Source organism: Fuchsiella alkaliacetigena, assembly GCF_023227765.1.
GTDB classification, from domain to species: Bacteria; Bacillota; Halanaerobiia; order Halobacteroidales; family Acetohalobiaceae; genus Fuchsiella; species Fuchsiella alkaliacetigena.
In genome coordinates, this window is record NZ_JALKBZ010000061.1 from 1 (window position 1) to 12,699 (window position 12,699).

Genomic DNA, 12,699 nt, shown 5'->3' on the forward strand with positions numbered 1-12,699 from the left:
ATATAGATAGATCTTCAAGCGTTTTTATAACTTTTATATAGTTTTTGTTAGTATTTTAACAGCTGTTACAACCTCCTTTGATTTAGTTAAATAATAAATTATTACTGTTTTGTGAATTTCTATATCTAACTAACAAATACCTGCAAAACTATTGGAGTTTTTACCATTTTAACTAGTTTAAATACTAAAGTTAAAAACCTCTCTATCATAACAGATAGAGAGGTTAAAAATTGCCTAATTTTCTTTTAACCAGTTAAAAGATACAGCTGCTAATAAGGCCGTACCTTTCCAAAAAGTACTTTCATCTAAATCGAACTTAGGATGGTGATGCGGATGCTTTTTACCTTCTATCTCCTTAGCTGAACCTAAGAAGAAAAAGGTGCCGGGTACTTCCTCTAAAAAGTAAGCCATATCTTCTCCACCCATAGTCGGCTCTTCAATCTTTACCACCTTTTCTGCACCGACAACTTCCTTAGCAATAGTAGCTACATATTCGGTCAACTCTCGATTATTACGCAAAGGTGGATGTCCGTGTTGATAGTCAAACTTAATCTTACCTCGGCGCCCAGTAGCTACATTCTCGGTTAACTCTTCCATTCTCTTGGAAATCTGTTGGCGATCCTCTTCATGAATAAAGCGAGTAGTTCCGGTCAACTCTACCTTTTCGGGAATCACATTATAAGCAGTACCACCGTGAATTTCACCGACAGTAATTACCCCAGGATTAGTGGGCGAAATCTCCCGACTAATTAAGGTCTGCAACTCCTGCACAATAGAAGAGCTGATCACTACTGGATCTACAGTAGTATTAGGCAGGGCTCCATGTCCTCCCTGACCTTGTACTTCAATAGAAAACTTATCCATACTAGCCATAGTTGCTCCGTAAGAAATCCCGATCTCTCCGTTATCTAACTCTTCAAAGATACTGCCAATATGCAAACCAATAATAGCATCTACATTGTCTAAGACTCCAGCCTCAATCATCGGTTTAGCTCCACCTGGTCCTTCTTCCCCAGGCTGAAATAAAATCTTAATATCTCCTACCAACTGATCGCGATGCTGATAAAGTAGTTTAGCTGCTCCTAAGGCCATTGCCATATGCGCATCGTGTCCACAGGCATGCATATTACCCTGATGTTGGGAAGCAAAGGAAAGCTCTGTCTCTTCAGTAATCGGTAAAGCATCCATATCGGCGCGAATAGCAAAGGTCTTGGACTCAGCCTGCTTATTAGTACCTTCAATAATAGCCATTAGTCCACTTTTAGCCAGTCCATTAGTCACCTCTAAGCCGATCTTATCCAACTCTTTCATTAAATAGCTAGCTGTTTTAGGTAGTTCTAACTCTGTTTCGGGAATCTGGTGTAGCTCACGTCGCCAATTAATAATCTCCTCTTCAATCTCCTGGGCTAATTCTTTAAAATTTAGCTTCATTTCTTTGCTTAGCTCCCCCTCATAAATATCTAAATTTACTTCTTATTTCTGTATTTATTAGATATTTCTTTTAATATTCCTGCTTTTTAGCTAAAAAATTAAAAATTATAGTTTAAAAGTCTAGCTTCAAAAGTCACACCCTGATTTCTAGCCGCAATACTACTTTCTAATTCATTTCTTAATTGACGATTATACCTTTCAGCCTGCTGGCGAGCATCAATTATCTCCAATCCTTTCCAAACCATGTAGCTAAAAGTGATGTAGTTACTATAATCGTAAAGCTCTGAATCCTCACTATTAGCATAAACCGTCAAGGCTAAACCGGCTAAACCCATCCCCAGCCAACGCAGAGTATCATCGCTTTCCACATAATGATGACCGGCTCCCGGAAAGATAGCTGCCATGGCTTCGGCTCGCAGTACGCTTTTTTTATTATATTCATACTCCATCCGTAGGTCATCATGGTTCCAAATAGTAGTAGCTAAGGTGATATCTCCAGCAGTTTCTTTTTCTACAGCTTGAAGCTCTGCTAAGTTCATTGAAGTTATAGTCAATGTAAGTATCAATAAAATAAGTAAGTACTTTTTCATTCTTTTGTCCTCCCTTAAATTGCTATAGTTATTATTTATCCATTGACCTGCAATTTTCCTTTTTAAGAGTCAATTTTACTAAAAAAAAGATCACAGGCTTTTAACCTGTGACCAAGTAAAAATAATCAAGTTTCAACTTTTTATTTAAAATTCATACCTTAAGCCAGTCATTAATTCAAAAGCCAAAAAACTATGTTCTTCTTCAATATCTCCATCCATCTCCACACTAGAAGGAGTTAATGAAATATCTCCCAATAAAATTAACCCTTCTTCTAATGGCTTTTCTGCTCCTAAATTAAAGGTTTGGGCCCTTCTTGTTAAGTCAAATTCAGTAACTCCATCATCGGAATCACCAGAAGTTCTTCTAAGTGTATAAGAACTATAAATCTTAACTCCATCATTAAGTTCCTTAGTTAGCTTAGTATATAAACCTAAGTCAGTTAAACTTCCCTCTTCATTTGTATCTTCATTCTCATAACTTCCTCGGCCTAATTTAGCTTCACTTTCTAAGCTTAAATCATCAGCTAACTTATGCTCACTTAAAATATTCACGATTAAGCTTTCCCTAGGTGCTTGCCCAGGTACACTTCCTACTTGCTCATTATTTGGTATCCATTGCCCTATCCCAATTAAAGCACCACTTTCTTCATTACCGTTTGCAAACTCTTCTCTTGTTAAATCTAATAAAACTCCTACAGTAAAAGAGGTATCTTCCTCTTCATAGTCCAGAGCTCCTTTAACTTGAATATCCCTTGATGATGGATCAGCTCCATCATTACCGAATTGATCTGTTATCGACTCTCCAACTGTCCAAAAACTTCCACTTAAAGTCATTAACTCTGACAGTTGGTAGTTAGCTTCTATACCTGGATTATTATCTAATTCATCTTCAAACTCATCTCCAATTTTAAAGTCAGCCTCAAAAGGCTTAAAGCTTAAGTTAAACTCATCACTTAAGTAGTATCTAATATAAGTATCCTGATCATCTACATAACCCCAGCCACCTCCATTAGCTATTACCGTCTGTCCTTCAGCATTTCCAATTCTTCTTCTGCCTTTTAAAGTAATATTGTGTACTCCATCCCAAAATGCCAGCTCTAATGCACTATCATCTAGTTCCTTAGCAAAAGCTAGGCTAAAATCATAAACCCCATCCTCTTCTTCAACAGCTAACTTCCAATCAACACTATTCATTATTTTACCTATAAATTCTACTTCCAACTCTCTATTTCCCCCATCAATATTCAAAAATTCTCTCGTACTTTCCCTTCCATCCCAAGCATCTAACTCTCTCCTATTTATAGAAAAAATAGTGGTATTAAATTCAATCTCGCCGTCAGTAATTTCTACTCTAAGCTCTTCTTCAGCCAAGACCGTACCTCCAACTATCATAATCCCTAGCAAAATAACAACCAGCAGAATTATTAGCCTTTTCATAAGCAGCATCTCCTTTTATTTTTATGTGGTTCTATAGTATTCGACATATTTTTATAGCTATCCTGCTGGTAGAGATATTTTTTTGAAAGATTAGGATTATCTGCGCTTAAAATAAAAAAGACCAGACTTCTAATGAAGTCCAGTCTTTTTAATAAGTTTAAATTTAATTTTTACTACCAAGCATAACCAAAGTTAACACCCAAAAGAGGATTAAGACCTGAATAAGAAACCTCTTCCCCAGACTCTTCAGCCTTAACCTCTCCAAAACCCAAACTAACTCCCACATTTAAATCAGTCACAAAGCCACCACTACTAATCCATTGATATCCTGCTACTATACCAGCATCAAAAGCAGTACCGCTAACTGATTCAACGTGATCCTCTAAATTAAGATAAGAAAATCTAGCTGTAGGGCCGAAGTATACTCCTTCGGGAGCAGTATCATCTACATATATACGATAAGCATCCCTAGCAATAAAAAATTTGAGTTTGGAGAAACTTCCAAGCTAGAGCTTCCCCAAACTCATTTCTCATTTTATTACATCAGTTCTTTATTTTAATTAATACCAATCAACTAGGTTCTCCTCATATTCTCCTTCGATAATAAATTCATTAATTAACCAATCAGAATCAATTTCTTTCAATTCTATCGTTATATCATCTTCATAAGTAATCTCTTCACCATCTACTATATAAGTTTCTGTTAATTGACCTCTTAAAATTGCCGTATCACCAGAAAAGTCTTTTGTATCAATATCAACCTCAATTTCTAAATCTTCATCAGATTCTTCTATATCTTCTAAATACTCAAACCAAAGTTCAAAGAAGAATGTAAATTCTTGATTAAAAATTATTTCATTAAAATTAAAATTATCATCATCATAATCATCCTCATTAGTTGTTAAGTCAAAGTTAACCTCAGTTACCATTTCTTCGTCTGCAAACTCACTCTCATCTAATCCATCTAAGAACTCATACTCATACTCTAATTCCTGCCCATATGTATAATCTTCAAATATCTCTTTTTCCATCTTTTCAGCAGGGTCAACCTTAATAATAAGATCCCAGTCGGTTACTATTTTAGCATCATCCGTTAAAACTTCTTTAACTGAATCTAAATCATAATCCTCCTCTATAGACTGATTAAGTCTCCCTAAGAAAACTTCACCCGAATCCTCAACATTACTTGCAATTTCACTAGTAACTTCCGTTTCAGTCGTTTCATCTGAACTTGAAGAACTATCAGAACAACCTAACATAGTTACTGATACTACCAGTACCAATAGAACAATCATTATTCTCTTCTTCATTTCTAAACTCCCCTTTCTTTAATAATAGTTTTGTTAATCTAAGCCAAACCCAACTAACAAAACTAACCCCCCTTCTCTTAATTTTATTACTACACTAACTTAATTCTATAAAATTAATTTTGAATTTCTATTTCTTTATCTTTTACTAGCTCCATACTTATATTAGCATCAACACCAGAACCTACCTTGCTGGAAGTCTTACCAAAGTAATCGCCTGCTGAAACTTCATCATCATTATCATCTTTATCTATCCAGGCATAGAGATAGTACTTATCATCTAGATCAGGCAAGCTATAAAAACCATCATCAGTTACCTTTACCAGCTCACTTTTGACCTCTATCTGATCACCATTCTCCTTACCAGCAAAAACTACAGCCTCACTAATCTTCAAATCAGCCACCGCAGCGTAAGCATTGATTACTCCATGGCCATATTTGAAGTCCCAACCTCGATCACCTAAGTTTTGAGCTGTCAGCTTTAAATGCTCTTTTACATGATCAGGATTCAGATTAGGATTTTCAGCCAAAATCAAAGCTGCTACTCCAGCCACATGCGGTGCTGCCATAGAAGTACCAGACTCAATTTCATACTGTTCATTTGGTAAAGTAGAAAAAACATTACTTCCTGGAGCTACAAAATCAATCTCTCTACCGTAATTAGAAAAATCACTTAAATCAAACTCATGATCTACTGATCCCACTGCAATAGCATTATCATAACGAGCCGGATAAGTTACTTCGGGATTTTCATCATTCCCGGAAGCAGCAATTACAGTTACCCCATTATTATAAGCATAATTTATAGCATCTTCCTGAGATTTAGAAGGAATAGGGATAGGTACAGAACCTAAACTCATATTGATAATATCTGCTCCATTTTTTGTAGCCCACTCAATACCTTTAGCAATATCAAAGTTACTACCACCACCATCATCACCTAAAACTTTAACTGGCATTATCTGCACATTCCAGTTTACTCCTACTACTCCTTCGTTATTAGCAGCTGCCCCAATAGTACCAGCTACATGAGTCCCATGACCATCAGTATCATAGGGATTATTTCTATCTTCATCATCTTCATCTACCGTAAAATTCTTACCATCAATCACTAGTTCTTCTAAATCAGGATGCTCGGCATCTACTCCAGTATCTAAAACTGCAACAGTTACATCATCGCTACCTGTAGTAATATCCCAAGCATAAGGCAAACTGATAGCTGAATAATGCCACTGTTTATCGTAGTGCTCCTCATTTTCAGGATGTTTTTCATCTGCACTTATGTAAGCAATCCAGTTTGGCTCCGCATATTCAACCTCTGCTTCTGCCTCTAATTCTGCAATAAGCTCTTCCAAATCATAACTATCTTTTTCTATCTTTAAAAGCTTAACTCCTAAGCTTTCAATCTCATTTTTTAATGATAATCCATAATTATTTAATAACTCATCTATCTCTGCTGAATCTTTAAAGCGGACAATCACTTCATCCTCTACATATTCTCCCTCACTCTGATAGTCCGCAGCAGAACTTATTGTAGCTTCCTGAGTTTCAGTTGAGGGGACGTTAAATTCATCTTCATCTATTTCACTATTTAACATAGTAACATGTCCTTTAATTCCATCATCATCGTCTGAACTAAAAGGATTACTACTGCAACCTATTAAAGTTAAGAGCAAAATCAAACTTAAAATAACTATCCCTAAAGTATATTTAGTCTTTTTCATCTCATTCTCACCTCTTAAAATTTAAATACGATTCCTAATTTGCTTTCTAAACCACTAAAATCGAACTCCATAGGCTCCATATTATCGCCATGAATACTATAGTAAGCTTCTCCTTCTTCATTCTCCAGCTTATCAAATACAATATGTTGATAACTCATCCCCAACTTAAGTAAAAATCTATCTCGAAAAAGATAGTCCAGTTCTAAGCCAAACTTTCCTCCTAAATTACTATTCGTATAAGAATCAGCTCTAGAATCTTGTGCATCATCACTTAAATCCATATTCCATTCCCAATCCAAACTACTCCAGTAATTAACTAAGCCAAATTGAAAATTCAAATTTACTCTTTCTACTGGTAATTTATATACGACTAGGCCAGAAGCCCCCGTCAAAGTCAACTCATAACTATCTTGAAAATAGGTTGTACCTGATTGTGTTAGTTCGTATTTAGTAGAAGCTACACTTCTTTTAAGTTCACCGCCTAAAGCTATATTTTCCGTCAGCCAATATCTTCCCTGAATAAAAACCCCTCCGCCAACAGTTACTTCTTCTAGTGATGATTCAGATAATCCATCAAGGGTTGAATAATAATTATCACTCAAATAGTCATCTTGTTCTTTAAGATATTCATTGAACTCATCTAAAGCAAAAGTATTAATAATTAACCCTCCATTTAATTCAAAACGTTCTCTTTCTGCAAAAGCAGCACTTTGATACACAAAAATAATTATCATTACTAATAATAAGCTAATCACTACCCTTTTCTTCATTAGATATCTCCCCTAAATAATCAATTAATAAATTTTTATATTAAACTAAGTATAATTATACTATTATACTTATATACCAGATTAATACAAAAACTCCTTCATATTTTACAAAAAAATGAAATGGTTTCCCAGATAAACCTTAAAACAGGTCAAAACGCAAAGAAAAATCCACATATTCATCAGCATATATATCTTCCCAAGTAATATTCCCATTTTCTTTAAAAGTTTCATCTACTATTTCAAATCCTCCAGCCATCAACATTGAAAAACGGCTTAGCTGGATCCTTAAACCTACAGCGGGCCCGTAGCCCAACCTAGATATCTCATATAAATCACTTTCCCATCCATTTTCCCACTCATGCTGAGTTAGGTTCAACTGTCCAGCTAGATAAGGCAAGAGACGACCTTCACGCAGATAATAACGTAAAACACCTTTAGCTCTATTAGTAGTAACTTCATTCCCTAGCCAACTTTTATATTCCATACCATAAGTATCATTAGTAGCAGCACCACCACTAACTTCTAATTCTAACTGTCCCCGCTGATAAGCAAGATGAGCCGCCCAGATAGCCACTGCTTCATTAAAATTTTGATCCTTAGCAGGTACTCTAAAGCCCAAAGCATCTAGGCCTATACTTAAAGTAAATCCACTTTCGCTTTCTTCTTTAGGCTCTATGCTTAACTCAGCTTGAGCTACTAAATCAGCAGCTTCTACTTTAAGCAAAGTCCTACCCGCTTCCTCTGCTTTATAGACAGCTTCTTCATTACTAGTTTCTATCAGTTGACCTGGGCCCTCAGCCACAGTCCACTCCGCTTCAACCTCCATCGCTTCACCCTGCTGGTCAAAGGCCTTTAGCCTTAACTTAATCTCCTCACTTTCCTCTAACTCGGTAGCCTCAGGTTCCAAAACAAGCCTATCTAGAGTTGAAGGGGCCTCCGCCACTTCTAGCTCAATCTCATCTCTGAGCTCTTCAGTCTCAAAACTCAAAACTCCACTACCTGCCTCAGTAGTTTTTAAAGTAGTTTCTGCTCCATATTGAGGAATTACTTCCCCAAGCTCATCTGTAACCTCCCAAACTCCTTCTATTTCCATCTCCTCGCCACTCTCATCATATCCTCGAGCTTTAACCCGATACTCCTCTTCTGGATAAAGCTCAGTCTCTTCCAGTTCAATTTCTACTTTAGCCAAATCTGACGGAGCAACTCCCAGTAAAAAACGTTCCATTTTTTCAGCTGCCTCACTCAGCATAGAATCGGCTAATTCATCTCTTTCACCTCTTACTCGGCCGGCATTTACAACTACTCCTTCATCAACATCTATAAAACGAAAATCCATTCTAAACTGAGACTCCATACCTAAATCCACCAAACTACCTGCCACTACAAAGTCTGCCCCAACAAAGCCACCAATCTCCTTTGCTTCCTCTTCTTGCTGTACTAATCCGCTCTCCTGTAATCCATACTCCTCTAAAGCATCTTCCAGTCTAGATCTTTCTACTACTGTAATTTCACTAACCTCATTTAACTCAGTAATCATCATATTAGCTAACGCACCGCCAATATTTTGAATATCTGCATCAGAAGAAATTACCTCAAATTCGGGAATAACAATAGTATAATCCTCTTCAGCTCTCAGTTCAGCAGCAGGCCAGAACAAAAAAGAAATAACTAATAAAATTAATATACACTTCTTCATTATTCCACCTCCAACTTCAATTGTTCTCTACCTAAAGATAATACCGCTAATTCAAACTCTGCCAAATCTTCAATTCTTACTGCTAAATCCTCTACTTTAGACTCTATCTCTAAATCTATCTGAGCTATCCCGTTTTCAAAACTACGCAGATTAACCGATTCAACTCCGCGTAGATTTTCCACAGCCTCTAATAACTCCCTCGATTCAGAAAAAGAATCAAGTTCTTTTACCTCTAACTGAACAGTACTCAACTCACCCTCTATTCCTCCTACATAATAGGGTAAATTCCAGACAATCTGTTCACCTAACTCTTGAGCAGCATTTTTAATTGCTCGCCGCCCCGCTTCTTGATGGTTTAGGGCTGAATCATTCTCCTCTAGCTCCCAAACCTCTATCACCCGACCTGTCCAGACCGATACCGCTTGTACTCTAGCTGAAGCTCCTGCTCCATGAAAAGTATAGTCTCCCGCTTCATAAGAACCTCTTTCAGTAGCTTTGATACTACCTGTCAAAACTACATCGGCTCCAAAACTTTGACCTAGATTAACGGCTGCTTCAGTACTACCTTCTTGTGCTTCTTCAGCTTCCGTTGAAGCTCTAATCCTTTTTAATTGATCAGCATCGACTAATTGATAACCGCCTTCAGCTAACTGCTTAGTAATAGAATTAGCAGCAGAAGAATCATTAACAGTCTGGCCCATATTCTCTTCGGCTACCAATACCATCACCACCGGATTCCCGGTCATCTCTAAAAGCTGCTTTAAAGCTTGATGGTCTTTAGTTGTTTCTATATTCTCCTGTACAACCTCGCCTTTTATCTGCACTCGATAAAGATCGTCTTCGCTATCTTCCTCTAAAATCTCATAGCTACGCAGATAACCTTGAGCTTGAGAGGTTACCTGATCGTAAAAAACCTGAAAGTCCCTTACTTCAGTGATAGCTTCCACCTCTACTCCAGCCTCTTCTATAGCTAAGCGATAAGCATCGCGCAAGGCTTCATCGCGGGCCCGAGCCACATCCTCCTCAATAATACTACCATAGCCTTCAACCTCTACCTCCACTGTCGCCCCAAATAAGGGCTGAGCAAGAATCTGACTAGCAATTAAACACAAGATCATCAAAAATACTAACTTAAATTTACTCACTACATAAGCCCCCTCCCTCATAAAAAAGTAAGTCTTATCTAGATTACTCTATCTTTAGCTCAATTTTATTACCCGAAACCCCACTAACCTCTAAAGGCAGCTCCGAGCCTTCAGTAATCTCTCTGGCCATCTGCATCGGTAATAAGCTACCATCTATATCTAGCCTAGCTGTACCATCAACAAAGTCTCTTTGATAAACACCATCCACTAAATGAATATTTTTCAAAAACTCTTCTAGCTCCTGTAGCTCTTCAAAAGCAATCCCGCTCACCGTCACCTGCAAGCTGCGTTCAGTATCGGTAATTGCTTCCGGAATAACCTCCAGTAAGTACTCAGCCATCTCTGCTCCAGCTGCTGCCAGAGATTTCTGAACAGCATTATCTCTGCTAATATCCACTTCTGTCTTTTGAACTCCCTGGGCAGTTATAATCTCTGCAGTATCCAGCTTTACTACTCGAGCCTCCAATCTAGCTCGATAGGAGTAAAAACCACTTCTTTCTTCCACTAACTCACTAAAGCCTTCCCCTAGCACTAACAGATCTTTATTATGTTCAGCTGCCAACTGTTGATAGGCTTCCTCATCCCCATCTAGGGCCCTACGCACGACCTCAGAATCACGCACTTCTTTTATCTGCTCCTGATCTACTAATCTAAAGCCGTTATCCACTAATTTACTAATAATCTCTGTCTCAGCAGCCGGGCCCGATTCCTTATACCAAGGACTATCATCAGGAACCACTACCATTATTCGCGGATCTCCAGCTCGATGAATAGTTAACTCTAAAGCATCTATATCCTCAGCCAAATCCTCTTCTTTAACCAAAGCTTCTAACTCTATCTGAATCTGCCCCTGGGCAGTTGAAATATCCAAAACCTCATACTCCGCTACATAACCCCGTGCTTGTGTATAAATAGAGTCTTCCAGCAGTTCATAGTTGCGAGTTCTAGTCTGAGCATCCACTAAAACCCCCATAGCCTCCTCAACAGCATTGCGAAAGGCATCACTCTTGGCCATTTCTCTAGCCTGAGCTAAATCACCTCCTTCTATCTGAGCCTGCCCAGTTACCTTCACTCGGTCACCTTCTTCAGCCTCCAGTGAAGTAACAGAGAATAACAGTAAGATAATTAACAATAATAAAGCTAATTTTTTGCTAAGCTTCATTTAAGATACACTCCTGACTTTAAAGTAATAAGTATCAACAGCTCATTTAAAAAGCCAAAGGAATTGAAGCTCCAAAGCTAATCCCCAAGCCACTAAAATCCGCCTCTTGATAATCAACATAATTTGTTACCTCTGTATCATCACTATCCTCCCAACTACTAATAGTCGAACTTAGCTGACCTGTTAAAGTTAAATTTAATCGGGCCCCAGTATCGTAGTCCAGATAATACTTCAGTCCACCACCTAAACTACCATAAAATCCAGTCCCCCAAGCTGTTCCTGATTCATCTTCGTTAATCCCATAACCTGAATAAGACTGACTAACTATATTTCCCCCAGCTCCAGCAGTAGCTAACAGATGTAATCTACCTCGACTAAGAGGAAATTCATAACTACCTTCTCCGCCTAACTGCAAACGATTAATACCCTCACTACGAGCAAAAGAAAACACTCCTCCATACTCATAATCAAAGACTTTCTCTCGCATAATCCGCAAACCTAGTCCAGGCATCAAGTCAGACTGTTTATCTTCACCATTACTGAACTCATAACTACTCAGAGAAGCTTCTACATGAGTTGCTGTTCGTCGCGAATAAGGTATCTCTTCAATTAAATCATTTTCTTTAATCTCCTCACTGCTCCATAAGATCTCACTCCGAGATCTATCCCCAGATACTCTTTCAATCTCCACCATACCTATCTTACGAGTAAAATCACCATACTCTTCCGGTCTTAAAATATAATAACGCTGCCCTTCACTAATCCCCATTTCACTACCACCTAAAAGATCTACTTGCTCTTCATCAACTCTAATTACAAAGGAACTAATAGCAAAAACTTCCCGCAGCTGACTCCGCAAGCTACTATCAAAGCAACTACTCAAGGCACTACTTCTAGCTTCACCACGACTATCTCCACTGCCACTACCTGTGCTTTCAAAGGATTGTAGTATAGTTCCCGTTTCAATATCAATTAAGCGAATAGTCACTTTAGCTTCTCCACTGTACTCTCCATCCGACCAGCTAGTAGTCAGTTTATCAATATTTCCTGTAAAAACCTGCTCTACCCCGAGAATACCGCCAGCTTCACTAGCAGTATCTTCATCAACTAAACCCGAAACTTGAAAATGCTGTTCTTCTAAGATACGATCCACTTCACTTCGTGAAATCACATCAAAACGACCCAAATCCATCAGGATATTCGTTAAGCTATTAGCCGCTGCACTGTGATAATCACTACCTCCAGCTCCTTCAAACTCCAAAACAGCCACGCTATCCTGAGCCTGAACTGGACTTGCTAGCAGAAAACAAAGAAGTAAAAATAATAAAAAATAATTCAACATAGATTTCATTTTAAGATTACCTGCTTATAAAAATCTATACAAAACTAACTATAGACCACAATTTCACAGGATTACAATTGTGTAGGATGCAATCG

General features: G+C 37.9%; 11 protein-coding genes. All 11 read right to left on the reverse strand.

Annotation, left to right across the window (positions count from 1 at the left end):
* Positions 1-234: 234 nt before the first annotated feature.
* Positions 235-1,431, reverse strand: a complete 1,197-nt coding sequence (locus tag MWH30_RS12220; RefSeq protein ID WP_248664373.1) for a M20 metallopeptidase family protein — start codon at positions 1,429-1,431, stop codon at positions 235-237.
* Between the two features lie 98 nt (positions 1,432-1,529).
* A complete protein-coding gene (locus MWH30_RS12225) occupies positions 1,530-2,021 on the reverse strand; it encodes a hypothetical protein (protein ID WP_248664374.1) in 492 nt (163 codons plus the stop codon).
* 144 nt (positions 2,022-2,165) lie between these two features.
* Positions 2,166-3,458, reverse strand: coding sequence for a hypothetical protein (locus MWH30_RS12230; protein ID WP_248664375.1), 1,293 nt, complete (start codon positions 3,456-3,458; stop codon positions 2,166-2,168).
* A gap of 173 nt (positions 3,459-3,631) precedes the next feature.
* Positions 3,632-3,757 carry a hypothetical protein gene (locus tag MWH30_RS13890; protein ID WP_282706323.1) on the reverse strand — a complete coding sequence of 42 codons (126 nt, stop codon included), beginning with the start codon at positions 3,755-3,757 and terminating at the stop codon, positions 3,632-3,634.
* 261 nt (positions 3,758-4,018) lie between these two features.
* Positions 4,019-4,768, reverse strand: a complete 750-nt coding sequence (locus MWH30_RS12235) for a hypothetical protein (protein WP_248664376.1) — start codon at positions 4,766-4,768, stop codon at positions 4,019-4,021.
* Between the two features lie 113 nt (positions 4,769-4,881).
* A complete protein-coding gene (locus MWH30_RS12240) occupies positions 4,882-6,489 on the reverse strand; it encodes a S8 family peptidase (RefSeq protein ID WP_248664377.1) in 1,608 nt (535 codons plus the stop codon).
* A 14-nt stretch (positions 6,490-6,503) separates the two neighbouring features.
* Complete coding sequence (locus tag MWH30_RS12245) at positions 6,504-7,259, reverse strand: outer membrane beta-barrel protein (RefSeq protein ID WP_248664378.1); 756 nt, start codon at positions 7,257-7,259, stop codon at positions 6,504-6,506.
* 139 nt (positions 7,260-7,398) lie between these two features.
* Positions 7,399-8,955 carry a CsgG/HfaB family protein gene (locus MWH30_RS12250; RefSeq protein WP_248664379.1) on the reverse strand — a complete coding sequence of 519 codons (1,557 nt, stop codon included), beginning with the start codon at positions 8,953-8,955 and terminating at the stop codon, positions 7,399-7,401.
* On the reverse strand, positions 8,955-10,100 hold the full coding sequence (locus MWH30_RS12255) for a flagellar assembly protein T N-terminal domain-containing protein (RefSeq protein ID WP_248664380.1): 1,146 nt from the start codon (positions 10,098-10,100) through the stop codon (positions 8,955-8,957). Before MWH30_RS12255 ends, MWH30_RS12250 begins: the two co-directional genes overlap by 1 nt.
* A 43-nt stretch (positions 10,101-10,143) precedes the next feature.
* Entirely contained in the window at positions 10,144-11,262 is a 1,119-nt protein-coding gene (locus MWH30_RS12260) for a hypothetical protein (RefSeq protein WP_248664381.1), read from the reverse strand.
* Positions 11,263-11,308: 46 nt separating this feature from the next.
* Complete coding sequence (locus tag MWH30_RS12265; RefSeq protein ID WP_248664382.1) at positions 11,309-12,613, reverse strand: CsgG/HfaB family protein; 1,305 nt, start codon at positions 12,611-12,613, stop codon at positions 11,309-11,311.
* Between the last annotated feature and the right edge of the window lie 86 nt (positions 12,614-12,699).

Coding starts and splice junctions, on each gene's coding strand:
- MWH30_RS12225 (WP_248664374.1), bottom strand. CDS start 2,021: ATGAAAAAGTACTTACTTATTTTATTGATACTTACATTGACTATAACT.
- MWH30_RS12260 (WP_248664381.1), bottom strand. CDS start 11,262: ATGAAGCTTAGCAAAAAATTAGCTTTATTATTGTTAATTATCTTACTG.
- MWH30_RS12240 (WP_248664377.1), bottom strand. CDS start 6,489: ATGAAAAAGACTAAATATACTTTAGGGATAGTTATTTTAAGTTTGATT.
- MWH30_RS12230 (WP_248664375.1), bottom strand. CDS start 3,458: ATGAAAAGGCTAATAATTCTGCTGGTTGTTATTTTGCTAGGGATTATG.
- MWH30_RS12250 (WP_248664379.1), bottom strand. CDS start 8,955: ATGAAGAAGTGTATATTAATTTTATTAGTTATTTCTTTTTTGTTCTGG.
- MWH30_RS12235 (WP_248664376.1), bottom strand. CDS start 4,768: ATGAAGAAGAGAATAATGATTGTTCTATTGGTACTGGTAGTATCAGTA.
- MWH30_RS12245 (WP_248664378.1), bottom strand. CDS start 7,259: ATGAAGAAAAGGGTAGTGATTAGCTTATTATTAGTAATGATAATTATT.
- MWH30_RS12220 (WP_248664373.1), bottom strand. CDS start 1,431: ATGAAGCTAAATTTTAAAGAATTAGCCCAGGAGATTGAAGAGGAGATT.
- MWH30_RS12265 (WP_248664382.1), bottom strand. CDS start 12,613: ATGAAATCTATGTTGAATTATTTTTTATTATTTTTACTTCTTTGTTTT.